Source organism: Pedobacter sp. AJM, assembly GCF_002197755.1.
Classification (GTDB): Bacteria; Bacteroidota; Bacteroidia; order Sphingobacteriales; family Sphingobacteriaceae; genus Pedobacter.
Map to the genome: position 1 here is coordinate 327,614 of NZ_NHOT01000001.1, position 24,698 is coordinate 352,311.

The window sequence follows — 24,698 nt, forward strand, 5'->3', positions numbered from 1 at the left end:
CAATGACGGTGAGCTCAGAGCTGACGTTTACTAAGTTTAGTCAATAAAATCGAAGCCTGTATATTTTACCAATACCTCTGGAATTTTAATTCCGTTCTCTGTTTGATAGTTTTCTAGAATGGATGCCACAATACGAGGCAAAGCTAAAGCACTTCCATTTAAGGTATGTACCAACTGTGTTTTTCCTGTAGCCCCTTTAAAACGGATTTTTGAGCGGTTACTCTGGAAAGTTTCAACATTTGACACTGAAGAAACTTCCAGCCATCTTCCTTGCGCTCCACTCCAGGCTTCCATATCATAAGTCATGGCAGAACCAAAGCCCATATCACCACCACACAACAATAACACGCGGTAGTGCAAACCTAATTTTTGCAATAACGATTGCACGTAGGCACTCATATCTTCAAGGGTTTGATAAGATTGATCAGGATGTGTGATTTGCACCAATTCCACTTTATCAAACTGATGTAAACGATTTAAACCACGAACATGTGCGCCATAAGAGCCAGCTTCCCTGCGAAAGCAAGGTGTATAAGCCGTGTTTTTAACCGGCAAATCTTCTTCTTTCAAAATAACATCGCGATATAAATTGGTAACCGGAACTTCAGCTGTAGGAATTAAATATAAATCGTCAACAGTAGAATGGTACATCTGACCTTCTTTATCCGGCAACTGACCCGTACCAAAACCAGAAGCTGCGTTAACCAAATGAGGCACCTGCACTTCATTGTATCCTGCTTCGATAGCCTGATCTAAAAAGAAATTAATCAATGCCCTTTGTAATCTTGCGCCCTTTCCTTTATATACCGGAAAGCCCGCTCCTGTAATTTTTACACCCAGTTCAAAATCGATAATATCATATTTTGCAGCAAGTTCCCAGTGTGGCAAAGCCTTAGCGGGCAATTCAGCCGGTTCACCAAAAGTATAAACCGTTTTATTTTCTTCGGGTGTAGTACCTTCCGGTACCAGATCATGTGGTAAATTTGGCAGCTGAACAAGTAAATTAAACTGTGCTGCTTCCAGTTCAGCCAGCTGCTCACCCATGTTTTTTATATTTTCTTTATGGGATGCGGTTTGTGTTTTAATGACTTCAGCTTCATCCCTTTTACCCGCACGCATTAAATCACCAATCTGTTTGGCTGCTGCATTGGCTTCCGCAGAAATGGCATCCAAGGACGTTTGAGTGGAACGGCGCTCTTCATCAATTTTAATGATTTCATCTACCAGCTCTGGTTGTTTAAAGTTACGTACACTTAAACGTTCTAAAACTTTCTCTCTATTTTCGCGGATATAGTTAACTTGCAGCATTATTAATTTTTTTAAGCAAAGATAGCAAGAGTTTGGAGTTTGGGGTAAGGAGTTTGGAAAAAACTGTAAACTGTGAATGGCAAACTGAAAACTGAAATATGAGTGGCAAACTTTTTCTCGTACCCACACCAATAGGGAATTTAGAAGACATGACCTTCAGGGCCATTCGGATTTTAAAAGAGTGTGATTTAATCCTGGCGGAAGATACCCGCACCAGTGCACCTATGCTCAGGCACTTTGGCATTGATAAACGCGTTTTCTCCCATCACCAGCATAACGAGCATAAGGCTACTTCAGAAATTATTAAATTCCTGCAGGAAGGCCAAAAAATTGCCCTGATTTCTGATGCAGGTACGCCAGCCATTTCGGATCCAGGCTTTTTCCTGGTCCGCGAGGCGATCAAAAATGATATTCCGGTAGAATGCCTTCCGGGTGCCACTGCTTTTGTACCTGCATTGGTGAATTCTGGTTTACCGGCTGATGCCTTTGCATTTGAGGGCTTTCTTCCGGTTAAAAAAGGTCGCCAGACAAAGTTTAGAAAACTGGCTGAAGAGGAACGTACCATTATACTTTATGAAAGTCCGCATCGTTTATTGAAGACTCTGGAAGAGTTTGCACAGTATCTGGGCGAAGACAGACAGGCATCCGTTAGTCGGGAATTAACTAAGATGTTTGAAGAAACAGTTCGTGGCACTTTAGTGGAAATAAAATCTCATTTTGAAAACAATACTTTAAAGGGAGAATTTGTAATTTGCATAGCAGGCAAACCTGCAACAAAAAGTAAAAACAAATATGAAGATGCTGAATAGCACTAACACAAATAAACGTAACATATGATTAGCATAGATAGATTCTTGAGCGATGAACAGGATCCAAAAGCAGTAGAAAAAGTAATTGGAAAACTAAATGATCTTCTAACTACCGGAGAGGAAATCCTTTACCTGGCGGTACAGAAAAAACCGGCTGTAAACTTACTTCCGGATAGTATTGCCATCTCCAACAAAAGGATTTTTTATTGTGAACCGGGCAATTTGGGTCTGACCATGAATTTCAAGGATATTTCCTGGAAAAGCATCAAGGAAGTTTCCTTTAAAGAAGAACTTTTTGGTTCGAAATTTATATGCGTTCCACAATATGGTGAGAATATCGTAACAGAGTTTATCCCGAAAATACAGGCCAGAAAATTACATCAGGCAGCTAACCAGCAGTTGGAAGAATATAAAGAACTGTTGCATCAGCAAAAGCTGGAAGAAAACCGTGCTACGGCATCAGCAATAAGCATGAGCGCACAACCAGTTGTTGAATTACCTATAGAAGAACCAAAAGCTCCGGAACCTATTCAGATTGCTGAAGTAGTGGAAGAACCAGAAGATGAAACCACATTAAAGTTGCGTAAACTGAAAACTTTATATGACAAGCACCTGATTACTCAGGAAGAATACGAAGCAAAAAAAGCGGATATTTTAGATAGTTTGTAGCCCTTGGACGATCCATTTCGCCCCTTTGTGTACGGACTATTATCTCATCACTACCGTTGACTTTTATTTCAACCTTCAAAATCAGTCTTCATCAACTGAAGCAATTTCATTCAAGATATTATTTTAGCGAAAGAGATTGCTTCATCCCACCCCACAAAGATTGCCTTTTAGCATTTTTAATGTTCCATGATAAATAAATAATGCTTCAGCACAACAAATTACCTTAAAATGAAACCCAAACAGACTTACCTCCTTGCCTTGTTAAGTGCATTTTTGCTTTGGCTGGCCTGGCCACCCATGCCGTTTTCAACACCATTATTACTGGTAGCATGGGTTCCTTTATTCATCGCGCTGGATGAAATCGCTAAGAACGAACAAAAAAAACAAGGCAGATGCATCTTCTTAACAGCTGGTTTAACGTTTTTGCTATGGAATTCGGCATCTATTTACTGGGTTTATAATGCCATTAGTGCTTATAATGGTGCAATTGTTGCCATTCCGGTATCATTAATTCCATTTGGTTTAGGTGCGCTCCTCATGACTTTTGCCTTTTGGTTATATTACCGCCTGGGTAAATACGTAAATAAAAAAATAGCCTACCTGGGCTTAATATCCTTTTACATTGCTTTGGAATACTTACAACAAACCTGGGATTTAGCCTTTCCCTGGATGACGCTTGGTAATGGATTGGCAGGAATGCACCAATTGGCACAATGGTATGATTATACGGGCATTTATGGCGGTTCGCTTTGGATTATAACCAGCAATATCCTTGCCTTTGAAGCGTATAAAAAGCTGAAATCAGCCTCCGGATATTTAAAATTCAGACCGGTTATTACCTGGGCCCTGGTCGTTATTATTCCTGTTTCCATATCACTCACCAAATATTTTACTGCAACGCAAAAAGGCACACCCAGCAACGTTGTAGTCGTGCAACCCAATATTGATCCTTATTTAAAACTGAGCGAAATTCCTCCGGCAGAACAAATTAAAATCCTCACACAGCTGTCTGATTCGGTTGCTCAACCCAATACCGAGTATTTTATCTGGCCCGAAACGGCTATTCCGAACTATGCCGATGAAGATCAGATTCGCAGCAACACTGATTTTATTACATTGCAAAACTTCTTAAGTAAATATAAAAACGGCACCCTGATTACCGGAATAGAAAGTATTAAGGTTTATCCCAATAAAAAGACCATTACAGCCAAATATGATGAACGACAGAGGCTATACTTTGATAATTTCAATGCGGCAATGCAGGTCGAAAACTCATCAAACGTTCAGTTCTACCATAAATCAAAGCTGGTACCTGGTGTAGAGAAAATGCCTTTCCCTAAAGTATTTTCCTTTTTGGATGGTGTTTTTGCGCAATTGGGAGGCACTGTTGGCGGATGGGGCTGGCAGGAAAAACCAAGTGTGCTTTATGCGCAAAGCGGAATTGGCGCAGCCCCCGTAGTGTGTTATGAAAGTCTGTGGGGGGATTGGATCGGGCAACAGGTTAAGGATGGGGCCCAGTTTATTGCCATTATTACCAACGATGGCTGGTGGGGCAATACCTCCGGGAAAGACCAGCATGCCCTATACGCCAAGCTTAGGGCAATAGAAACACACCGGGATATTGCCAGGTCAGCCAACACCGGCATTTCTTGTTTCATCAATCAGCGCGGCGATGTAACCCAAAGCACCAAGTGGTGGACCAGAACTGCATTGAAGGGCGATATCAACTTGAATGATGAGGTTACATTTTATGTAAAAAGTGGTGATATCATTGCAAAAGTATTAAGCTTCCTGGCCATTTTATTGGTATTGATTATACCTTATAAAAAATGGGTAAAAAAATAATAAGATAGATTGTCTATCTGATATTGGGTAGAAAGACAGGTACTTTATAAATGCCAAGAAATAAAATTAAACCTAAAAATTAATTCCAGAGTTCAATAAAGAATTGGTTATTCCACAGCAAATAACCAATGACCCTTATTAAAAACTTATGCAGTACCATAAAAACTTTACCAGATTTTTCCTTATCGTTTTGTTAATCTTAAATATTGCAGTAGATCAGATTTCAAAGATTATTGTAAGACTGGAGATTTCTGATTATGAGCACATTGTATTGATCAAAAATTTCTTTACCCTAACGAAGGTTGAAAATAGTGGTGCTTTCTTAAGCTTAGGTGACGACATGCCTTATGCTTTCAGGCTAATTATCTTAACGGGTTTGCCTCTCTTATTTCTGGGCTATGGTCTTTATTACCTGTTTGCTAAGCCTGACCTGCCATCGACCATGCAAATCGCTTTATGTTTTTTAATTGGTGGCGGCATCGGTAATTTATACGACCGGATGGTGCATGGATCAGTTACGGATTTTATGCATATGGATTTCCATATTTTTCAAACAGGCGTATTTAATTTCGCTGATATTTCCATTATGATCGGTATAGGAATTTTACTTCTTCAATCTGTTAAGGGAAATCTGATCAAGCAAAACGGGTTGGTTTAGCTATAGAAAATTAGTTTGAACAAAATGAACTACACTCATCAAGATTAAAGAATACATTTTTGTATTTTTTATACTATATTTACGATAGTGATATCAGTCATTACGGTCAACCTAAAACTAAACTATGAAAAATCTATTTAAAAACGCCGCATTAATTGCGCTACTTTCAATCTTCATTATTTCGTGTTCCAAGAAAAATGAAATCCTCCCGGAACAGCAAACAGAAACCGCTCAACCCAATAAAGTTTTGGCCTACATTAAAAAATTAGGGTTTTCAGAGGCACAAATTGTTGAAAAAGGAGACAACTATATCGTTGACGGAGACATGGTGTTTAGTAAATACATGGATATTCCTGCAGATAAGGGAAATCAGATAACCGAGCAGTATTACAATGGATATGTTGTAACCAACAGCAGGAGCATACGTGTTAAAATCGATCCATCTATCACCAGCATGACCAGTGAGATTAATGGTGCCATTAACCAATGGAACACCGTACCGAACTCCAGGCTCAGGTTTGTAATTACCACCGGTACTGTTTATGATATTCTGATTAAAGTTGACAATTCCATTGGAAGTTCTACCTGCGGGCAGGCCTATCTGTCAACATCTAATGGCCTTGCAGGCAATACGGTTTGGATTAACCAGGCACTGATTCAAAACAATTCTTTTGCTCAACGCCAGAGAACAATAGCACATGAGTTCGGACATACCATTTCTTTCAGACATACCAATCAATCTACCACCATTAATGTACCCGGAGTTGGCGGAACAGATGCCCAATCCCTCATGAATGGCGGACAATGCGGAAGTGGTGCCACCGTGTTATCATCAAAAGATAAGTTGGCTACCGCAGCCTTGTACCCTTTATAATGAATCAACCAGATAATTAAGAACCTAAAGATCGTAATGTAATGGAAGCTGTTTCTCTGAGACAGCTTCTTTTTTTGGAATAGATTGATGTGATTTGAAATGGAGTTGACCGGTATTTTTTATAACCGGAATTGCCACCTTAAACAAACATATAATTATCTTTAAGTGTTAACAAACAAAAAACAACCAAAATAAAACCCAATCATGAAAAGAAATGCAACAGCCGTATGGCAAGGATCTATTAAAGAAGGCGCTGGTAACATTACCACACAAAGTACCACGTTAAACAACACCCAGTATTCATTTAATTCACGCTTTGCAGAAGGTGTGGGCACTAACCCCGAAGAATTAATAGCCGCTGCGCATGCGGGTTGTTTTACCATGAAGTTATCCGCCAATCTTGGTGAAGCCGGATTCACCGCAGATAAACTGGAAACCAAATGCGATATCAATTTAGATCCTTCAAAAGGTGAAATTGTAGAATCTCACCTGACATTAACCGCCACTGTGCCAGGCTTATCCCAGGAAAAATTTGATGAATTGGTTGCGGATGCAGAGAAAAACTGCCCGATTTCAAAATTGCTTAATACCTCAATCAAAGTTGATGCAACATTAGCCTAAATCTCCATAAACTTTGACAACTTTAAGGGCATAATGCTTATTAAAGCTGTCAAAGTTTTAAATTACACCTTAGCTAATTCAACAAAATCACTTTATTCGATAGAGTTAGTTATTGATTTTATATTATGCCATGTACTTTCCAACAATTGGCATTCTTCTTCCCATTCCAAATGCTTTTGGCGAGACCCTTAAAATCGGAGGTGTTTGATAACGTTTAAACTCAGCAATATTCACCATTTTTAAAATCCGCTGCACCAGAGTTTCATCAAACCCCTTTGCAATAATGGCTTTTGAGCCTTGTTTTTCTTCAATATGATGGTACAGAATTTTGTCTAAGACATCATATTCCGGCAAGGAATCCGAATCTTTCTGATCTGGCCTGAGCTCGGCAGAAGGTGGCTTTACAATAGTATTTACCGGAATGAGTTCGCCCTCTTTATTGATATATTTTGCCAGTTCGAAAACCTGGGTTTTGTATACATCACCAATTACACCAATGGCACCACACATATCGCCATACAGGGTACCATATCCCACCGCACATTCACTTTTATTAGAGGTATTGAGCAAGATATAACCAAATTTATTGCTCATGGCCATTACAATGGTTCCGCGAGACCTCGCCTGAATATTTTCTTCCGTCAGGTTAAAAGGCAAACCCTTAAAGGCTGGTGCCAACGCTGCATCAAATGCATCAGCAACTGCTTTAATCGGAATGATTTCATGCATACAGCCAAAATTATCGACTAAATCCAGGGCATCCTGAACAGAATGATCAGAAGAAAATTTAGAAGGCATTAATACAGCCATCACATTTTCTGCACCCAAAGCGCGACAGGCCAGTGCACAAACCACGGCAGAATCAATCCCTCCTGATAAGCCCAAAACAGCTTTTGTAAATCCTGATTTTTTGAAATAATCCTGAATACCAAGTACCAATGCATCGTGAATTTGCTCAATATCAGTTAAACGTTCTGCTTCTGGATATTTGTTCCGTACATGTTCAACTTCTTCCAGATCGAAAACCTGAAGATCTTCTTCAAAATATTTCATTTCCGCCTTCATTGCTCCGTCTGCATCGAAAACAAGGGATCCGCCATCAAAAATAATTTCCGTTTGTGCACCCACCTGGTTCACGTAGAAAACAGGCAGATGATATTTTTTAGCATTATCAGAAAGCACTTTTATGCGTTCATCGTCGTGAGTATAAGAAAAAGGTGAGGCGGCAATGTTAATCATCATGTCTGGCTGTTCCTTTATCAGCTCATCCATCGGGTTTGAAACATATAATGGATTGTCGTTAATATTCCAAAGGTCTTCACAAATGGTTAAGGCAATTTTCTTCCCGTTAAAATCAATACAGCTGAATGATGTGGATGGTTCAAAATATCGGTATTCATCAAAAATATCATAAGTAGGCAACAAGGCCTTTTTCACAACTGCTTTTATCTGCCCGTTTTCAATAAAATAGGCCGCATTATGCAGGTCTTTACCTTGGGGGAAATTATTTTTAACAGGCAACCCTATAATACAAGCAATGTGCTTACAGTGCGCAGCGATTTTCTGTGCAGCTTCTTCACAAAGAGATATAAATTCATCAAATTCTAAAAAGTCTCTGGGTGGGTAGCCGCAAATGGCCAGTTCTGCAAATACAACCAAATCAGCTCCCTTATCTTCAGCCAGTTTAATATGATCAATTATTTTTTGAGTATTTGCCTCAAAGTTGCCGATGTGATAATTAAGTTGCGCTAATGCTATTTTCATAATAATTGATAATTTTTAAAAGAATACGCCGAAATTTAACGCTAAATAGTGACTTCTAACATCCCTGTTTTTTTCGGTGGTAATACTGGTAAACCCGTTATTTAACGTTAAGCCTGCCACTATGCTGGTATTTCCTGAAATATCAAATTCGCCGCCACCACCAATGATTAGCCCGGCCCGGTAAAACTTAGTACGATCACCAATTCTTACATCATTTAGCTTAACCGTACTGCTTACCGCATCTTGTTTAGCACTTAATAAAATAGCATTCGACAAACCAAACTGACCATAAAAACGTCTCCCATTATCCTTTTCAGTCTTAAGTTTTATCGTTAATGGCAATTCCAGGTACTGAACTTTATACTTTAAATCGTAAGCTACGGGGATACTCTTATTGGCTCCTACATCCAGGCTTTTAATATATGCCGGATCAACCTCTGTGCTTTTTCCATTCATAGTCGTAATGGTTAATGCTGTTGAAAAGCTATAATTGGGCGCAAAATTGAAATCCCCTATTAATCCGTAAGAGAAGCCTAAAGCCACGCCATCGGTTTTACCTTGTTCAGGTTTTACCCAGCCAAAGGTTGGCGATGCTGTTAAGCCTAACCGGAATCCGTAATTATTTAACTTTGGAAGTTGAGCAAAAGCACTGAAACTGAGTAATGAGAAAATTAAAATTGTTGATATTTTTTTCATGCTGGATGTGTTTATATTTGTTTAACATGATTGATAACGTAAAACACAGACAAATCTATCTAATTTTTCTTTTTGCCATTGCATTTATTTCATGCAAACAGGCAAACAGGCCTGATGTGAGCAACATAAACCTGGATATTAAAATTGATCGGTTCGATCATATACTTTATGCTGCTAAAAACAGAAATGCCAGTGAAGTGAATCAAATGCTGACCAAAAGCTATGGTTTGTTTTATGAGGATTATATCCACCGGATGATTGGCTCACCTGAGTATAGTAATGATGAAGTATTAAGCACATTATTTAAAGATCAGGCTTATACAGACTTAACAAAGGATGTGGACAGTGTTTTCCCCAACCTCAAACCACAGGAGGCAGGCCTGACCCAAACTTTCAAATACATTAAATACTATTATCCTAAGGCTAAAATTCCGAAATTCATTTCATTTGTTTCTGGTTTTGCCTATCAGATGCCAGTGGGTGATCAGTATCTGGGCATTGGTTTGGATATGTTTTTAGGCAAGGACAGCAAATTTTATAAAGCAATTGTTCAGAGTGTTCCGTTGTACCTGTCTAGACGTTTTACACCCGAATATATTGTTCCGCGTGTGGCAGAAACCTATGCACACGAAGAGCTCTTTCCTGAACCTGATGAAAACCGGACATTACTCTCCAAAATGATTTTCCAGGGAAAGATATTATACTTTCTTGATCAGGTTTTACCGGAAAACATTACTGATTCAGTTAAAATCGGGTACAGCACCGAACAGCTGCAGTGGGCTCAACAATTTGAAGGCGATATCTGGGCATATTTTTTGGAAAAAAATTACCTCTATGAAACAGACGATCAGAAAATTCAGGTATTTCTATCTGAAGGCCCTTTTACTCCAGGTTTAGGCGAAAACAGGGATTCGGCACCTAAATTAGGCGTGTGGACAGGTTGGCAGATCGTGAGAAAATATATGGATGAAAATCCTAAAGTGACACTACAACAATTGATGGCTGACCATGATGCACAGAAAATCCTTAATCAGTCGAAATATAAACCGAAGCAGAAATGAAATAGTAATAGCTGACCAATAAAGGTGATGTTCATCTTGCAACAATTAATCAATTCAGTTATCTAACCATCCATTAAGCCATTAATTAATTTTATGAAAGTAGGCATCGTTTTATCAGGAGGAGGAATAAGGGGCATTGCTCATTTAGGTGTTCTAAAGGCATTTAGCAACTTAGGGATTACTTTTAGCCACATCAGTGGTACCAGTGCCGGTGCAATTGCCGGTGCATTCTTCGCTGCAGGAATTGACCCGGAAGAAGGATTAAGTATTTTTCTTAAAACCAAATTGTGGCGATTTGTAAGACCTGCTGTTGGCTCATTAGGTTTAATCAATATTGAAAATACGGCTATGATTTTGAAGGAGTACTTTCCTGAAAATGCCATTGAAAAATTAAAGATTCCGCTAACCATTGCAGCAGTAAATTTTAGCGAAGGCCGTTTGGTCTATTTCACCAAAGGACCATTAATCAGGGCCATACATGCATCAAGTTGTATTCCTGGTATTTTTAAGCCCATTATGATTGATGGGCAGATGTATGTTGATGGCGGAATTTTAAATAATTTTCCTGTTGAACCTTTAATGGAAGACTGCGACTTTATTATCGGTTCGTCATGCAATCACCTTAAACCCGTAGATAAAATTACGGGGATTACCAATTTAATGGGAAGAGCCGGAATTATGTCTATTAACCATGATATGGAAAGAAAAGCAAAGTTCTGTAATGTTCTGATCGAACCAAAAGGCCTGGGTGCCATTAGTACCTTCGATATGAAACGTGCTGAAGACATTTACTGGTTAGCGCATGAAGAAGCTTTAATTACAATTAAAAACAATCCAACTATTTCTCAATTGATCAGCAAGTAATCAGAAATTAATTTGAACGCCATATTACAGCATTTTTAACCATACTCATATATGTTAGTTGAAATACATATACGCAATATAAATATTACATATCTTTTGGCGATTAACGAATAAAGTTTTAGATTAGGATCATCTGCAAATGGAGAACAACTTAACCTAAACTTCTTATGTGCCACTCAACTATTTCCTTTTTTGACAAAAGGAAAATTCCGGTTTTTGCCATATTTTGATCTGATCCTAAGCTTGTCATCAGATTAAAATACTAACCTAAAAACCGAAAACATGAAATTAAAATTGAATAGATTGCTATTGATCGCATTTGCGATGAGTACCACATTTTACGCCTGTAAAAAGAATATAGCAACAGAATCTTCAGTTGTTGATCAACAAGAAAAACTTGGCACAAATCCACTTGCTGATATTAAAATTTGTACGGAAAGATTTCCTGATGGAACTAACCCGAGAGGCGCCGTTGTAAAAACAAAGAAATGGACACCCGGAACCACATTAAAAGTCAGCTTAAATGGAAGTACTTTAGCCATTAGAAACAAGGTGATTCAATTTGCCAGAGAATGGGAAAAATATGCAAACATCAAATTCAATTTCGTAACAAATGATAATACGGCAGCCATCCGGGTTAGCTTTGTCAGCGGAGATGGTTCATGGTCTTACATAGGTAAAGATGCCAACAGTATTGCCAGCGGAAATGCTACAATGAATTTTGGATGGTTTACGGCAACCACAGCAGATACTGAATATAGCCGTGTAGTTATTCATGAATTTGGCCATGCTTTAGGTATGATCCATGAACACCAGCAGCCACTGGTTTCAATTCCATGGGATAAACCAGCAGTTTACGCTTATTATGCTGGCTCACCCAACTTCTGGACCCAGGCACAGGTTGATAACAATTTGTTTGCAAAATACAGCACAGCAGAAACAAACTATAGTGCTTATGATGCCAAATCGATTATGCATTACGCTATTTCAAATGATTTAACCGTAGGAGATTTCGAAGTAGGCTGGAACAATGTATTATCTGATACTGACAAAACATTCATTAAATCAGTATATCCATTTTAAACTAAATTTTGCACATAGTGGAGCGCTCCACTATGTGTATATAAACGGCTAAGAATGAAATACTATATGTTTAATCCTTTGCAGGTTTTTTCTTTCAAAAGCATTTTATTTTTTATAGTCATTATGCTTTTTGGTAGGGTTACATCAGCACAGCAGATCACCCATAAATGGGAAATTAAGCCAAACATTGGTTTAAGTCGAGCTGAATTTAATTGGTCTATAGCGGGTAACTTATCCGGCACAAGCCCCAACATCTTATCAGAACTGATCTGGAAGAATTTAAGAGGACCAGATTTTGGATTAGATGTTCAATATCAAATTACTGATAGGCTCTACATCAAGGCTGCTACACAATACACAGACATTGTTAAAGGTGATGCAGAAGATACGGATTATGCAGATGATAACCGTAAGAATGCTTTTTATTACGATCTTTTTGATGCGGGCAAAGGATACTTGTTATCTACGCAGGTACAACTAAAATACAGAGCCGTAAATTTCGGTTTGGTGAGTATTTTCCCAATTATTGCATTCACCTATAACCAGCATCAATTTAACCTATTGGAAAACGCTGGTAACACACAGGCTATTGGATTAAATTCCACGTATCAAACCAAATATAACGGGTTTGATTTCGGGGTCGAAGCCATTTTAAAGATGAAAAAATTCTATATCAGCGCAGGTATTTTGAATGGTTTCTATTCCTATTCTGCTAAAGCCAACTGGAACCTGATTCCCGCTTTTGAAAAGCCTGTCAGTTTTACACAAAAAGCCAACTCTTTCGCTTTAACAGGTTACGCCAGTGTATCAATTCCAGTTAATAAGGATCTACAGTTCTCCATTGATTATCAAACAAATAATGTAAATACCAAAAAGGGCATTGACCGTGCCTATCTAATTGGTAAAAACATTGAAGAGACCCGATTTAATGGCGCAAACTTCCGCAGAAATACGATTACATTCGGCTTTAATTTCTTGTTTTAATGCTTCAAAGCAACCAGGCGATCACCTGCTAAAACCGGAATAGCAGAACAGATATTAAGCTGCAAACAAAATATGACATCTTCCTCAATATTAAGCTGAGCTAAACGGTGGCTATGTGACGACTTATAAAGATACTTCCTCAAATCACCTTTAGCCAATGAATATAAATCCTCGGCTGCAACGCTGGAATCATCGAAATGCTCAAAGTGTTTCCGCAGTTTATTTACTACAGCACCGGCAAACAAGGTATCTTCCAAATTGAACTGATCTTTCCAGCCTGCACATAATAGCAATACATTTTTATGTTGAGCAGATAAATAATCGCAGAGTGAATCCAGATTCAGGAATGAACCGATCACGACCTGATGTGCATTTTTTTGCGCCAGATGCAATGCTTTGGTTCCGTTGGTGGTGGTAAGGACGATAGTCTTCCCTTCGACTTTTTCGCTGGTATAAGAAAAAGGTGAATTTCCGAAATCATAACCGGCTACCACTTCACCGTTTCTTTCCGCAGCCAATAAAAAACCACAGTCACTATACTTCAGGCAATCCTCAACATTAGCCACAGGGATAATAGCTTCAGCACCATTAGCAATTCCGTAAGTAATGGAAGATGTAGCCCTTAAAATATCAATTACCACTACAATACTTTCCTTAATATCGTATAAATCAATCAATGCGGGGGTTAGACAAACTTCTATTTTTTTAGACATACGCTGGATGTGAGTATTGAGATTTGTGATATGAGATAAAGCATTATTGCGCTTAAATCTCATATCTACTGTCTCAAATATTATTTATAAAAAGGAAATTTAACTACTTTGGCTTTAATGGGTGTATTGCGGATGTTTATAAAAATCTCAGTTCCTTCTTTCGAAAAATCTTTAGTTACATACCCCATACCAATTGCTTTCTGTAATGATGGTGCCTGTGTACCTGACGTTACCTTACCAATAATATTTCCTTCAGCATCTGCTATTTCATAATCATGACGTGGAATACCACGGTCGATCATTTCAAAACCTACCAGTTTCTTTTGAATCCCGGCTTCTTTTTGGGCAAGTAAGGCTTCAGAATTGGTAAAAGATTTGGAGAATTTAGTAATCCAGCCTAAACCAGCCTCAATAGGTGAAGTGGTATCGTCAATATCATTTCCATACAAGCAAAACCCCATCTCTAAACGTAAGGTATCACGTGCACCTAAACCAATCGGCTTAATATTATAGGTTTTACCCGCTTCAAAAATAGCTTCCCAGATTTTGTCTGCGTGTTCGTTCTCAAAGTAAATTTCAAAACCACCTGCGCCGGTATAACCCGTTGCAGAAATCACCACGTTATCTACACCCGCAAAGGTTCCTTTAACAAAGGTGTAATACTCCATTGATGCCAAATCTACATCTGTTAAAGTTTGTAATGCATCAGCAGCTTTCGGGCCCTGAATAGCCAATAAAGAGGTTTGATCTGATATATTATGCATTTCAACATTGCTGGTATTAAACTGCTGAATCCAGTTCCAGTCTTTTTCAATGTTTGATGCATTCACCACCAGCATATAGGTTTTTTCATCAATCCGATAAACCAAAAGATCATCAACAATACCGCCATCAAGGTTTGGTAAGCAGGAGTACTGAACTTTGCCATCATACAATTTTGATGCATCATTACTGGTTACCCGCTGAATTAAATCTAAGGCATTTTCACCTTTTAAGATAAATTCACCCATGTGGCTCACATCAAAAACCCCTACCCCGTTACGTACTGTTGCATGCTCTGCATTAATGCCTTCGTAAGTAACAGGCATATTATAGCCTGCGAATGGAACCATTTTAGCGCCTAAAGCGATGTGTTTTTCTGTTAATGCCGTATTGTTCATGCTTAATCTTTATTTGCCGCAAAAGTACTAAGAAAACAGCAATGTTTAATACCTTATTTCAGGAGATATATAGCCATTTTAAAGGTAGAATTTAGGTATACACCAACAGCTAAGCAACAAAACCTGAAGGCTTATTCAAACATGCAATAAAGCATACATAAACCTAAATTTAAAAATCACGTTGCTGAACATCTATATTCTTTCGTAAATTCAACATACCGAAAGTTCGTTAATGCAAATATTACGACCAAGAAAAATAAAACCTATGAGTACAGAAAAGACATTAACACCTGAGCAAACAGCAGCATTGATGCCTATACTAAAAAATCGCTTCAATGCGAATATGCAGCGGCATGCAAATCTGAAATGGGCGGATGTAGAAACCAGGTTAAGTATGAGCGCCCATAAACTACGGTCATTAAATGAGATGGAAGAAACTGGCGGCGAACCGGATGTAGTTTTGCTGGATAGTGCCTCAGGTGAATACCATTTTATGGATTGCTCAGCTGAAAGTCCGAAAGGCCGCCGGAGTTTATGTTATGACCGTGATGCACTTGACGCGAGAAAAGAAAACAAGCCTCATCATAATGTGACTGATCTGGCTTCAGAAATGGGAATTGAACTTTTAACGGAAGAACAATACCGTTTTTTACAAACGCTGGGCAAGTTTGATGAGAAAACATCAAGCTGGATTAAAACACCAGAATGCATCAGGGGACTTGGAGGAGCACTTTTTGCAGATTTTCGCTACAATACCGTTTTTATTTACCATAATGGCGCACAGTCTTATTACGCAGCACGGGCTTTTCGAGGATGTTTAAAAGTTTAATGATTACATAAACCTTTTAAGTGTTCGCCAGTTCCTGGTAAATCTGAAGCATTCCGGATGAAATTGAATAAACACTATGATCGGTTTCTACGGTTTTACGCGCATTTTCTCCAATTTCCATCCAGCGTTTAGGATTAATGATACATTGTAAAATTGAGCGATAAAATTCATCTGCAGAATCTGCAATCAGAATATCATAACCATGCTTACAGTTAATACCTTCAGCCGCGGTAGTAGTGGCTATAATGCATTTTTTCATGGCCATGCCCTCAATAATTTTTACGCGCATTCCCGTTCCGGAAATTAAGGGTACAATCATGATCGCTTTAGAATTCATAAAATCTACTGCATCAAATACCTCTCCTTCCACAATCAGGTTTTCTGAGTCATATTCGAAAAAATGCTTTTGCATATTTTTGCCTGCAATATAAAAACGCAAATCCTTATTCAGTTTTTCAATATCAGGCCAGATATCATCCAGAAACCATTCGAGACCTTCCTGATTAGGCCGCCAATCCATTGCACCAAGATGAAATAATGTTGGGAAACTGGTTTTAGTTTTATCTACCTTATACCTGTCCAAATCAATAGCTACCGGAAAAACCGTCATGGGCACCTCACAACCAAACCGGAGGATACTCTGCCTGTCGGGCTCGCTGATGGCAAAAATCTGATGAAAGCGATTAATCTGATCCGTTTCATAAGCCTTTAACCGCTGCGCCAGGAAAGCAAGATATTTTCTGCGCAGTAAAAAAGTTTCGGAATGCGCAAGACGTTCCCACAAAGTAAACTCAATATTGTGTGCCCTGTAAATCAGTTTAGCATTGCTGTTTGCTTTAACAATATCCAGATAGGGAACAACAAAAAGTCCTTCAAACTGAATGATATCGAAAACATTCTCACGAAGAATATTCTCCAGCTGACGGGCGGCCTCGTCATTGTAAAACCGGGAAACATTGTAAGATTGATTGGTGAAAATATTAAAAAAGGCAGACCATACATTCACGTCGGTATCCAGATCAACGTTATGATGCTTTATCTGTTCGAAAACTGGATCATAAATGTCTTCCACATCAATCCTTCCTTTTGAAGGATTTAAACTAAACAAAGTAATATCCGCACCATGATGCAGCAAACCTTTCATGGTATTATAAACCACAATTGGATAACCACTATTTGGCGGAAAAGGAACCCGCTTAGTTATTAACAAAATCTTCACAATGCTGTGAAAATACTAAATTTTAAACGTTTTTAGAAAACAAATCTAATTGCGGATCACGAACATTAAAAGTTTTACGGTGAAACGGAGAAAGTCCGATTTCCATTACCGCTTTACGATGTGCAATGGTCGGGTAGCCTTTATTTTTCTGCCAGTTATAATGCGGATAATCATAATGTAAATTGGTCATAAATTCATCACGATGTGTTTTGGCCAATATCGAAGCAGCTGCAATATTTAAATATTTACCATCACCTTTAATAATGCAGCAGTGTGGAATTTGAGGGTAAGCTTTAAACCGGTTACCATCAATAACCAGGTACTGTGGTGGCGTATGTAGTTTTTCTATCGCACGGTGCATTGCTAAAAAAGATGCATTCAGAATATTAATCTGATCAATCTCTTCATGATCGCAAGAAGCAACCGCCCAGGCCAGTGCCTCTTTCTCTATAATCGGGCGTAATAAATCTCTTTGTTTATGCGATAATTGTTTGGAATCGTTTAAACCTTCCAGCACAAAGCCTTTAGGTAAAATGACGGCAGCAGCAAAAACTGGCCCGGCCAGGCAACCTCTTCCAGCTTCATCACAACCCGCTTCCAAAAATTCTTCCTGATAACAACTCAACAACATCTACTATGATTATTATGATTCAATACTATGAGGACTATGATTAAATGAGGACTATGATTAAATCATACTTAGTATGATTCAATTATTATACAAAGATAACTCCTAAAAATAAATACCTGCAATATTTTATCTAATTTGTAGTAGCTATTATTTAATAAGTGATGATTGATACCCAATATCCTGAAAGTGAATTAACTGGAAAAATAATTGGTTGTGCAATGGAAGTACACAAAGCTTTAGGTAATGGCTTTCAGGAAAAGATTTATCAAAAAGCTTTCGCTATAGAATTACACAGTCAGGATATAAATTTCGTACAAGAACATGAAATGAGTATTTATTACAAAGGCTACTTTCTAGGTAAACGACGGGTTGATCTGTTTATTGAAAATAAAATTATGGTTGAATTAAAAGCTGTAATTCTACTGGATGATGCTCATTTGGCTCAAGCAATTAATTACTTAGAAGCATCGGGTTTTAAGGTTGGCTTATTAATTAATTTCGGAAGCAGGAGTTTGCAGTTTAAACGAGTAATGAAACCAGGCACAAAACTATGATTGGAAATCCCTTTGATCTAAACTAGTGGTGTTTGAATCTTGAATGATAGTAATCAAAAAAATATAACTTACTCTATTATAGCCTAAAAATCATAGCCACCAATTCAGAAATCATGGCCAATCATTTAATCGTGAAATTCATAGTCTTACACCGTAACATTCTGCCCTTTCACATCGAAAGCATCTCTTAGGCCAATTGCTAAAACATTAAAGGCATAAACCGTAAACATGATGGCCAGCCCAGGCAAAACGGCTAAATAAGCCGCATCCATGATAATATAGCCATAGTGCTCCTTAATCATACCTCCCCAGCTGGGCATGGGCGGCTGTGCCCCAAAGCCCAGAAAACTTAATCCGGTTTCCAATAAAATAGCCGATGCGAAATTTGAGGAGGCTACCACCAAAATAGGCCCTGCGATATTGGGTAAAATGTGTTTAATAATGGTTCTGCCTGTGCTGAAACCAAGGGCCCGTGCCGCCTCTACAAATTCTACTTCTTTTAAAGCCATCACCTGGCCACGTACCAGCCTGGCTACATCCACCCAAGTGGATAAACCCACGGCAATAAATATTTGCCAAAACCCTTTTCCCAGTGCAAATGAAATGGCAATCACCAATAACAAAGAAGGTAAAGACCAAACCACATTCATAAACCAGCTGATGGCTGCATCTACCCTTCCCCCAAAATAACCGGCTATTGCACCCAAACCTATACCAATAAAAAGAGAGATTAATACGGCCATTAACCCTACGGATAAAGAAACACGAATCCCCAGAATTAAACGGCTCAATAAATCACGCCCGTAAATATCTGTACCCAGCAAGAAAGTTTGCTGATAGGTATAATGCTGTTCAAAATACTGTTCGGTTGTTTGAGTTTTATTTATGGACGAGCAATCGGGACAAAGTTCGTTGAGCAGATAAACCGATTCTTTACTCGATTCTTCTTTCCCGATATATTCATGAACCAAAACCTGCTTACCTGTAATTTTATACGATGTGATCGGGATGCTTTTAAATTGTGGCTTTTGTCCATACAGCATTCTTTTGAAAAAATTGACCTCCGCTACATTTTGGTATTTTTGGATAATCAGGAATCTGAATTTACTTCCTGGCGGCACTTTACAAATCTGAACCACCTGGGTGTTCGCATCCGGCGTATTAACAGGTGTAATGAGGTAACCTGAAATCCCCATTGCCATTAATACCAGAATAAAAATCAATCCTGCGAATGCAAACTTATTCCGTTTAAATTTTAACCATACTTTTTTCGACGGACTGTTATCCATTACCTAACCATTCTTCCTTTCCAATTGTATTTACCGCTATTCCCGGCAATGCCGATATAAACCATATAAAAAATATGCACAACAGTTAAAACCGGGGTGAGCAGAAGTAAGCTCCGTCTCTTTGCAAAGCCTGTAACATCCCATAAAAATAAGCTTTCCAAAATCATTTTAACCAATAACTGATAAAATGTTACGGATAAAAAATCAGCAATAAATAAACCTGTGATGAAATTGGCAAGTATACTAAGATTGAATACCCATACAAAAACGCCTAAAATGATAATGGCTTTATTTTTATACCGGGTGCTTTTTGAAGCCCATCTTTTGCGTTGTTGCAGAAACGAATGAAGATTTTCTTTGGCATGGGTATATACGATCGCCTCGCTGTTTTTAAGAAAACCGATCTGATCAGGATATTTTGCAGCAATTTTATGAAGCAGTAATTCATCATCCCCTGAAGCCAGGTCATCAATCCCCTGAAAACCACCCACCTCATAAAAAGTCCTTTTCTCGTAAGCTAAATTCGCACCGTTGCAGGTGGATGGCTGCTTATTGCCGATGGTAGATGCACCTAAACCAATCAGATAAAGAAATTCTAAAGATTGTAAACGTTCGAAAAAGCTCTTTTCCTCAAAATAGGCCACCGGCGAGGAGATCATTTTGTAATGATGCGTTTCATAATAATTTACAATCGTAGTCAGCCAGTTTTCCCCCATCCGGCAATCTGCATCAGTGGTAATGATGAAATCTCCCGAACAAGTGCCTATGGCAGTCTGAATGGCTTTTTTCTTATATGAATTAAGTGCCCGGTCTTCATTTAACCTGATTAATTTTACCCCCTGACTGGCATAGCTCATCACAATTTCTGCCGTACGATCAGTGGAATGATCATCAATAAAAATAATTTCCGTTAAATGCTTCGGGTAATGCTGGGCCACCAGATCATCAATCGTTCTGGTGATATTCTGTTCCTCATCACGGGCAGCCACAATAATCGATACCCTTGTTGAAGGAATACCTTTAGATGGATGAAAATTAACAAGTTTATGCCAGCCTCTGATAAATGTGATGACCAGAAAACCATAAACCAAGGTCAATGTAGCAGATAATAGGTTAGTGAGATTTAGAAATTCCAAAAAAATTGAGTTTAAAAACGAAATATGTGCCTAATATAGCAGGAATAATAATATTTATCAGCCAAATACTGGCCGTGCAGGCAATCACTGCCACATGCTGATCAGTAATATGCTTAAATAATTCTACCGCCGTGATGCTCCTGATTCCAACATCAAAAAGATCCAGGGAAGGTAATGCCGATTGAATAAAAAACAATAAACAGGTCATCATAATGATATCCAGGTAGTTTAAGCCAGGAATAAGCCAGGCAAAAAGAATAAAATATTGGGAACTGAAAACAACATAGCGGGCCAGGCAAAAAAGTATAACCCTAAAAAGTTCGGCTTTTCTGTACCGGCCTAAAATGCTGTAAAACTTCTTATATTTCCGGGTAAACTTAAAGGATAATAATATGCCGTTTAACCATTGGATATTGAAATAAAAAACGATAAAAAACAGGCAAAAGACTGAAGCCAGAACAACTAGTGCCGTAAACACCAGGTGATCAATCGGCACAAACTGATAAACAAAAAAGCAGGCTGCAATGGCACCAAATACATTGGTTAATACCAGCTGACCGATATTGCCAACGGTCATGGCTACGATACCAACAATCCGTCGTTTTGGAGAAAGAAAAAAAACACGCCCACCATATTCTCCTAACCGGTTTGGTGTAAAAATGGCCAATGTTAATCCGCAAAATACTGATTCTATCGCCCTGTAGAAGCTAATGTTTTCGATGTGATTCATCAACCTTTTCCATTTGGCCGCTTCCAGAAACCAGTTGAGCAGCATCAGCAGTAAAACCAAACCAATGATCAGGATAATTTCTACTTGCGGAATATCTATTAAAAGTATTTTAAAATTGCGCAGGTTTTGATTGGCCACCAGTTTATGGTAAATAAACCAGAAGGCAAATACCACAATGGCCGCTTTAATCAGGATGGATAATGTTTTTTTGCTCTTGTCTGTCAAGATTATCATTTTAGTTTGCAAATATGCTTAATATTGCTGTAATGTTGAATGAAAAAAAGGAACGGATAATCATGGGCATAGACCCAGGAACGGCGGTGATGGGCTATGGTATTATTTTAGAAAAAGGCAACAAAATAGAATTGATCAGCATGGGCGTAGTCAAAATGACGCATCTTGACGATCCTTTTCTTAAACTTCAACGTATTTTTGAAAAAACGGTTGTACTCATTGATCAATATAAACCTGATGTGCTGGCCATAGAGGCTCCGTTTTACGGCAAAAACATACAGGTGCTTTTAAAACTAGGTCGCGCACAGGGAACTGCTATTGCAGCTGCACTCTCCAGAAATATTTCGGTTACGGAATATTCTCCACGTAAAATCAAGCAATCCATTACCGGTTCCGGAAATGCAACCAAAGAACAGGTAGCGGCCATGTTGCAGCGCCTGCTTAATTTTAAGGAAACACCTGAATTCTTAGATGCTACGGACGGATTAGCAGTAGCTGTTTGCCATTCTTTTCAGAAAATTTCTTCATCAGGAAAATCAAAATCCTACTCGGGTTGGGAATCTTTTGTGAGCGACAATAAAACCAAGGTTAAAGGACTGGTTGTTAAGGTTAAAAAATAATGTTTTCTGGCTAACGATAATTTAAGTGACTAAAAACAGAAAACCGCCACTGCTTTTGATTTAACAGTGGCGATTAGTTTCAGCAGTTTTAGATTCGGTTATCGGTCAAACTACCAGATGCCTGTGTTTTAATTTTATCTTTTCTGATGAAATACCTGATCAGGAAGAATATCGCAACTCCGGTTAAGATTAATGCCCAAATGTTAGCCAAACCAATAATAAGCTCTTTAAAGATCGTCCATCCATTGATGATCCCCATCCATAACCGATTTCCAAAGGCTGGTTTGTAATCATAAATATCATCATTAGCCACAACGGTTGTTTTAATGGTATTATCCTGATAAAATTGAAGTGTAATGGTGCTGTACTTCACACGATTATCAATAGATAAGTTTTGTAATTTTTTATCCACATAATCATCTTTAATATTAAGGGAAGTTTCTACAGATGTACTTTTCTTGCCCGCAACCTTATTCATCTGATTTGCAGCTTCTATCCTGTTGCCTGCCTTCATTCTGTTGCCTAAATAGGCCAGACTCTGGTCGTCCAGTTTTAAAGATTGGTTATCCACAAATACAGCCATTTTAGCAACCGTATTGGTAAAATCATCTAATTTTTCAGCTGGAACATTTGCAACCAGATACCCTTCCGTGCGATAGGAAGTAATTTCTTTAAGGGAATCAACAGATTGTTTAACTTTTTGCGTTTCCTGAATAATACTTTCAATAGAAAATTCAGCAACTGTACCACCCTGGGCTTTAATGGTTTGACTTAACTGCTCTTTTGTGTTTTGAACGTTCTTTACGCGAAACCGCATATCAGCAGTTTTGATGATTTTAGGTTCAGCAACCGTAGCTACCGAATCAACAGCCATTATGGATTCTTTAGCTTCAACATTTTGATCGTTTTTATTGGCGTTGTTGCAGCCGAAAATAGTTAAAATAATGGCTATAGCAATTATATTCCTTTTCATGATTTTCTGGTTCTAATAAAGTAATCATTTTTAAATATTTGCTTCAAATGGCCATTTAAAGTTTCGACGTTTTTGGTTAGTTTATTACATCGTGTTTCCCTTTATACAAAAAATAGATTAAGGTAACCCAACTGACAAAAGCGTTTATTTCCTGATGATTTTTTGACGAAAATTCCATAAACGGAATTATTAATTTGAAATGTACAGGTGGATGGAAGCCATTGAAACCTCATTTCAGTTTCTCAAATTAATGGTTAATTCAACCCTTTTCAACAAAAAAGCCAATCATGTATTTAACATAATTGGCTCTTGTATTTAGAGAGAAAATATTTTATGCGTCTAATATTTTGAATACACCTTTAATGGCAATGATTGCACCAATAAATAAGATAATCCATGAAACCAAAGATAAAACCCAGGAGTCGAATGCGAAACGTAAGTAAGTACCTAATATGGCAACAAGTACACCAAAAATCATTAGTTTATAAATTCCCGGCTGATTTGCCGTTTTCATACTCTCTGTATTATGTTTTAATTCGTTGTTCTCCATAATGTTTATTTCTATGATGCAGCAAAAGTAATACATATTGCTGAATAAATTATAATTTTAGTAACTTTTTAATCGTCCTAAACGTTGTTTTGCTTTCTCCTGATCACTTGGTTTTTCTCCCTGATACAAAGGCTTTTCCCAATCGCCATACATCGGGTTTGGGAGTACAATATATTTTATACCAAAAAGGTTTTGATTTTCATTAACCTGCTCAAATGTATTTTTGTTTTCCCGGTAGAAAATATTACTAAAATCACTCAGGTTATCACCGCATAGCATTAAGATATTATGGGTTTCAGCAATTTTCTGCCGCCTTGGCTCTTTATTGGATGTTCCTTTAGCCACCAGCAGGTGTGCATCATTGGCATATGGAAAACCAAATGCCTGAAGGTTTTTTAAGGTTGCGGCATAATCCTTTTCATCGCGGTTACTTAAATAAAAGGTTTCGATGTTCTTAGCTGCAGCAAATTTCAGAAAGGCCAATGCCCCCGGAACGGTATCGGCACGAGCCAAACTTGTCCATTGGGTCCAATCTGCTGCATCGTAGCTTAACCCCTTCTTAATCTCATGCCCTTGAAATGGCGAATTATCTAATACGGTTTCATCAATATCCACAATGATACAGTTTGGCTTTTTGCTGGTATCTGCCCATAATGCTTCCTTTAATGATAATCTGGCAAAGTTGTAAGCCTGGAAACATAAAGCCCTGTATTCTCCAGAGGTTTGCTGCCAGAGCACAGCATTGGTGTAATCCCTGGCCGGAGATTGTGCGTTAGCAAAAGATGAAACAAATGTTAAAATAAGAAGGATGTATTTTTTCATGA

26 protein-coding genes are annotated in these 24,698 nt (G+C 38.2%); 13 read left to right on the forward strand and 13 right to left on the reverse strand.

Annotated elements, in window-relative coordinates:
• Window positions 1-36: 36 nt before the first annotated feature.
• Complete coding sequence (gene serS / locus CBW18_RS01300) at window positions 37-1,308, reverse strand: serine--tRNA ligase (RefSeq protein ID WP_088299453.1); 1,272 nt, start codon at window positions 1,306-1,308, stop codon at window positions 37-39.
• 98 nt (window positions 1,309-1,406) lie between these two features.
• On the opposite strand from serS, the gene rsmI reads away from it, so the two are divergent.
• The 6 genes from rsmI to CBW18_RS01330 all read left to right on the forward strand — a co-directional run bounded on the left by rsmI (window position 1,407) and on the right by CBW18_RS01330 (window position 6,784).
• Window positions 1,407-2,117, forward strand: a complete 711-nt coding sequence (gene rsmI / locus CBW18_RS01305; RefSeq protein WP_088299454.1) for a 16S rRNA (cytidine(1402)-2'-O)-methyltransferase — start codon at window positions 1,407-1,409, stop codon at window positions 2,115-2,117.
• A 24-nt stretch (window positions 2,118-2,141) separates the two neighbouring features.
• The gene (locus tag CBW18_RS01310) at window positions 2,142-2,786 is read left to right on the forward strand and encodes a PH domain-containing protein (RefSeq protein ID WP_088299455.1); all 645 of its coding nucleotides are present in this window, start codon (window positions 2,142-2,144) and stop codon (window positions 2,784-2,786) included.
• A gap of 228 nt (window positions 2,787-3,014) precedes the next feature.
• Window positions 3,015-4,631: an apolipoprotein N-acyltransferase gene (lnt, locus tag CBW18_RS01315; protein WP_088299456.1), complete on the forward strand. Its 1,617-nt coding sequence runs from the start codon at window positions 3,015-3,017 to the stop codon at window positions 4,629-4,631.
• A 148-nt stretch (window positions 4,632-4,779) separates the two neighbouring features.
• Entirely contained in the window at window positions 4,780-5,289 is a 510-nt protein-coding gene (gene lspA / locus CBW18_RS01320) for a signal peptidase II (RefSeq protein WP_088299457.1), read from the forward strand.
• A 124-nt stretch (window positions 5,290-5,413) separates the two neighbouring features.
• Window positions 5,414-6,163: a M57 family metalloprotease gene (locus CBW18_RS01325; protein WP_088299458.1), complete on the forward strand. Its 750-nt coding sequence runs from the start codon at window positions 5,414-5,416 to the stop codon at window positions 6,161-6,163.
• Between the two features lie 204 nt (window positions 6,164-6,367).
• A complete protein-coding gene (locus CBW18_RS01330) occupies window positions 6,368-6,784 on the forward strand; it encodes an OsmC family protein (RefSeq protein WP_088299459.1) in 417 nt (138 codons plus the stop codon).
• A gap of 123 nt (window positions 6,785-6,907) precedes the next feature.
• Here the strand turns inward: CBW18_RS01330 and CBW18_RS01335 are convergent, their stop codons facing one another.
• Together CBW18_RS01335 and CBW18_RS01340 are read right to left on the reverse strand one after the other, a co-directional pair.
• The gene (locus CBW18_RS01335) at window positions 6,908-8,548 is read right to left on the reverse strand and encodes an NAD+ synthase (RefSeq protein WP_088299460.1); all 1,641 of its coding nucleotides are present in this window, start codon (window positions 8,546-8,548) and stop codon (window positions 6,908-6,910) included.
• Window positions 8,549-8,563: 15 nt separating this feature from the next.
• Window positions 8,564-9,244, reverse strand: a complete 681-nt coding sequence (locus CBW18_RS01340) for a porin family protein (RefSeq protein WP_088299461.1) — start codon at window positions 9,242-9,244, stop codon at window positions 8,564-8,566.
• Between the two features lie 26 nt (window positions 9,245-9,270).
• Between CBW18_RS01340 and gldB the strand changes: the two genes are divergently transcribed.
• From gldB to CBW18_RS01360, 4 genes are all read left to right on the forward strand, one after another.
• Complete coding sequence (gene gldB, locus CBW18_RS01345) at window positions 9,271-10,305, forward strand: gliding motility lipoprotein GldB (protein WP_088299917.1); 1,035 nt, start codon at window positions 9,271-9,273, stop codon at window positions 10,303-10,305.
• 93 nt (window positions 10,306-10,398) lie between these two features.
• On the forward strand, window positions 10,399-11,169 hold the full coding sequence (locus CBW18_RS01350; protein WP_088299462.1) for a patatin-like phospholipase family protein: 771 nt from the start codon (window positions 10,399-10,401) through the stop codon (window positions 11,167-11,169).
• A gap of 282 nt (window positions 11,170-11,451) precedes the next feature.
• Window positions 11,452-12,252, forward strand: coding sequence for a M12 family metallopeptidase (locus CBW18_RS01355; RefSeq protein ID WP_088299463.1), 801 nt, complete (start codon window positions 11,452-11,454; stop codon window positions 12,250-12,252).
• Window positions 12,253-12,306: 54 nt separating this feature from the next.
• Window positions 12,307-13,236 (forward strand): hypothetical protein, encoded by a 930-nt coding sequence (locus CBW18_RS01360; RefSeq protein WP_140418615.1) that lies wholly within the window; start codon window positions 12,307-12,309, stop codon window positions 13,234-13,236.
• Here the strand turns inward: CBW18_RS01360 and CBW18_RS01365 are convergent.
• Window positions 13,233-13,949, reverse strand: coding sequence for a 2-phosphosulfolactate phosphatase (locus CBW18_RS01365; RefSeq protein ID WP_088299465.1), 717 nt, complete (start codon window positions 13,947-13,949; stop codon window positions 13,233-13,235). The genes CBW18_RS01360 and CBW18_RS01365 overlap by 4 nt on opposite strands.
• A gap of 80 nt (window positions 13,950-14,029) precedes the next feature.
• The gene (gene gcvT / locus CBW18_RS01370) at window positions 14,030-15,109 is read right to left on the reverse strand and encodes a glycine cleavage system aminomethyltransferase GcvT (protein ID WP_088299466.1); all 1,080 of its coding nucleotides are present in this window, start codon (window positions 15,107-15,109) and stop codon (window positions 14,030-14,032) included.
• A 265-nt stretch (window positions 15,110-15,374) separates the two neighbouring features.
• On the opposite strand from gcvT, the gene CBW18_RS01375 reads away from it, so the two are divergent.
• Window positions 15,375-15,938: a DUF4256 domain-containing protein gene (locus CBW18_RS01375; protein WP_088299467.1), complete on the forward strand. Its 564-nt coding sequence runs from the start codon at window positions 15,375-15,377 to the stop codon at window positions 15,936-15,938.
• Between the two features lie 16 nt (window positions 15,939-15,954).
• Here CBW18_RS01375 and CBW18_RS01380 read toward each other — a convergent pair whose 3' ends face one another.
• Window positions 15,955-17,157 carry a glycosyltransferase family 4 protein gene (locus CBW18_RS01380; protein WP_088299468.1) on the reverse strand — a complete coding sequence of 401 codons (1,203 nt, stop codon included), beginning with the start codon at window positions 17,155-17,157 and terminating at the stop codon, window positions 15,955-15,957.
• Window positions 17,158-17,179: 22 nt separating this feature from the next.
• Entirely contained in the window at window positions 17,180-17,788 is a 609-nt protein-coding gene (locus CBW18_RS01385) for a ribonuclease HII (RefSeq protein WP_088299469.1), read from the reverse strand.
• Between the two features lie 161 nt (window positions 17,789-17,949).
• On the opposite strand from CBW18_RS01385, the gene CBW18_RS01390 reads away from it, so the two are divergent.
• Window positions 17,950-18,342 carry a GxxExxY protein gene (locus tag CBW18_RS01390; RefSeq protein ID WP_088299470.1) on the forward strand — a complete coding sequence of 131 codons (393 nt, stop codon included), beginning with the start codon at window positions 17,950-17,952 and terminating at the stop codon, window positions 18,340-18,342.
• Window positions 18,343-18,488: 146 nt separating this feature from the next.
• On the opposite strand, the gene CBW18_RS01395 is transcribed toward CBW18_RS01390, so the two are convergent.
• The 3 genes from CBW18_RS01395 to CBW18_RS01405 are packed head-to-tail and all read right to left on the reverse strand — an operon-like array spanning window position 18,489 to window position 21,731.
• Entirely contained in the window at window positions 18,489-19,631 is a 1,143-nt protein-coding gene (locus tag CBW18_RS01395) for an ABC transporter permease (RefSeq protein ID WP_088299471.1), read from the reverse strand.
• Entirely contained in the window at window positions 19,631-20,767 is a 1,137-nt protein-coding gene (locus tag CBW18_RS01400) for a glycosyltransferase (RefSeq protein ID WP_088299472.1), read from the reverse strand. Before CBW18_RS01400 ends, CBW18_RS01395 begins: the two co-directional genes overlap by 1 nt.
• Entirely contained in the window at window positions 20,745-21,731 is a 987-nt protein-coding gene (locus CBW18_RS01405) for a hypothetical protein (protein ID WP_323670624.1), read from the reverse strand. The genes CBW18_RS01400 and CBW18_RS01405 overlap by 23 nt, the downstream gene beginning before the upstream one ends.
• A 32-nt stretch (window positions 21,732-21,763) precedes the next feature.
• Here CBW18_RS01405 and ruvC point away from each other — a divergent pair, with 32 nt between their 5' ends.
• Window positions 21,764-22,351, forward strand: coding sequence for a crossover junction endodeoxyribonuclease RuvC (ruvC, locus tag CBW18_RS01410; protein WP_088299919.1), 588 nt, complete (start codon window positions 21,764-21,766; stop codon window positions 22,349-22,351).
• An 88-nt stretch (window positions 22,352-22,439) separates the two neighbouring features.
• Here the strand turns inward: ruvC and CBW18_RS01415 are convergent, their stop codons facing one another.
• The 3 genes from CBW18_RS01415 to CBW18_RS01425 all read right to left on the reverse strand — a co-directional run bounded on the left by CBW18_RS01415 (window position 22,440) and on the right by CBW18_RS01425 (window position 24,696).
• Window positions 22,440-23,324: a DUF4349 domain-containing protein gene (locus CBW18_RS01415; RefSeq protein ID WP_088299473.1), complete on the reverse strand. Its 885-nt coding sequence runs from the start codon at window positions 23,322-23,324 to the stop codon at window positions 22,440-22,442.
• Between the two features lie 331 nt (window positions 23,325-23,655).
• Window positions 23,656-23,874: a hypothetical protein gene (locus CBW18_RS01420; RefSeq protein WP_029287390.1), complete on the reverse strand. Its 219-nt coding sequence runs from the start codon at window positions 23,872-23,874 to the stop codon at window positions 23,656-23,658.
• Window positions 23,875-23,931: 57 nt separating this feature from the next.
• A complete protein-coding gene (locus tag CBW18_RS01425) occupies window positions 23,932-24,696 on the reverse strand; it encodes a 5'-nucleotidase, lipoprotein e(P4) family (RefSeq protein WP_088299474.1) in 765 nt (254 codons plus the stop codon).
• Window positions 24,697-24,698: the final 2 nt, after the last annotated feature.

Coding starts and splice junctions, on each gene's coding strand:
- CBW18_RS01375 (WP_088299467.1), top strand. CDS start 15,375: ATGAGTACAGAAAAGACATTAACACCTGAGCAAACAGCAGCATTGATG.
- CBW18_RS01350 (WP_088299462.1), top strand. CDS start 10,399: ATGAAAGTAGGCATCGTTTTATCAGGAGGAGGAATAAGGGGCATTGCT.
- CBW18_RS01310 (WP_088299455.1), top strand. CDS start 2,142: ATGATTAGCATAGATAGATTCTTGAGCGATGAACAGGATCCAAAAGCA.
- CBW18_RS01325 (WP_088299458.1), top strand. CDS start 5,414: ATGAAAAATCTATTTAAAAACGCCGCATTAATTGCGCTACTTTCAATC.
- CBW18_RS01405 (WP_323670624.1), bottom strand. CDS start 21,731: ATGATAATCTTGACAGACAAGAGCAAAAAAACATTATCCATCCTGATT.
- gcvT (WP_088299466.1), bottom strand. CDS start 15,109: ATGAACAATACGGCATTAACAGAAAAACACATCGCTTTAGGCGCTAAA.
- rsmI (WP_088299454.1), top strand. CDS start 1,407: ATGAGTGGCAAACTTTTTCTCGTACCCACACCAATAGGGAATTTAGAA.
- CBW18_RS01420 (WP_029287390.1), bottom strand. CDS start 23,874: ATGGAGAACAACGAATTAAAACATAATACAGAGAGTATGAAAACGGCA.
- CBW18_RS01390 (WP_088299470.1), top strand. CDS start 17,950: ATGATTGATACCCAATATCCTGAAAGTGAATTAACTGGAAAAATAATT.
- CBW18_RS01340 (WP_088299461.1), bottom strand. CDS start 9,244: ATGAAAAAAATATCAACAATTTTAATTTTCTCATTACTCAGTTTCAGT.
- serS (WP_088299453.1), bottom strand. CDS start 1,308: ATGCTGCAAGTTAACTATATCCGCGAAAATAGAGAGAAAGTTTTAGAA.
- CBW18_RS01330 (WP_088299459.1), top strand. CDS start 6,368: ATGAAAAGAAATGCAACAGCCGTATGGCAAGGATCTATTAAAGAAGGC.
- CBW18_RS01415 (WP_088299473.1), bottom strand. CDS start 23,324: ATGAAAAGGAATATAATTGCTATAGCCATTATTTTAACTATTTTCGGC.
- CBW18_RS01335 (WP_088299460.1), bottom strand. CDS start 8,548: ATGAAAATAGCATTAGCGCAACTTAATTATCACATCGGCAACTTTGAG.
- lspA (WP_088299457.1), top strand. CDS start 4,780: ATGCAGTACCATAAAAACTTTACCAGATTTTTCCTTATCGTTTTGTTA.
- CBW18_RS01365 (WP_088299465.1), bottom strand. CDS start 13,949: ATGTCTAAAAAAATAGAAGTTTGTCTAACCCCCGCATTGATTGATTTA.
- CBW18_RS01425 (WP_088299474.1), bottom strand. CDS start 24,696: ATGAAAAAATACATCCTTCTTATTTTAACATTTGTTTCATCTTTTGCT.
- lnt (WP_088299456.1), top strand. CDS start 3,015: ATGAAACCCAAACAGACTTACCTCCTTGCCTTGTTAAGTGCATTTTTG.
- CBW18_RS01395 (WP_088299471.1), bottom strand. CDS start 19,631: ATGGATAACAGTCCGTCGAAAAAAGTATGGTTAAAATTTAAACGGAAT.
- CBW18_RS01385 (WP_088299469.1), bottom strand. CDS start 17,788: ATGTTGTTGAGTTGTTATCAGGAAGAATTTTTGGAAGCGGGTTGTGAT.
- CBW18_RS01360 (WP_140418615.1), top strand. CDS start 12,307: ATGAAATACTATATGTTTAATCCTTTGCAGGTTTTTTCTTTCAAAAGC.
- gldB (WP_088299917.1), top strand. CDS start 9,271: ATGATTGATAACGTAAAACACAGACAAATCTATCTAATTTTTCTTTTT.
- ruvC (WP_088299919.1), top strand. CDS start 21,764: ATGTTGAATGAAAAAAAGGAACGGATAATCATGGGCATAGACCCAGGA.
- CBW18_RS01355 (WP_088299463.1), top strand. CDS start 11,452: ATGAAATTAAAATTGAATAGATTGCTATTGATCGCATTTGCGATGAGT.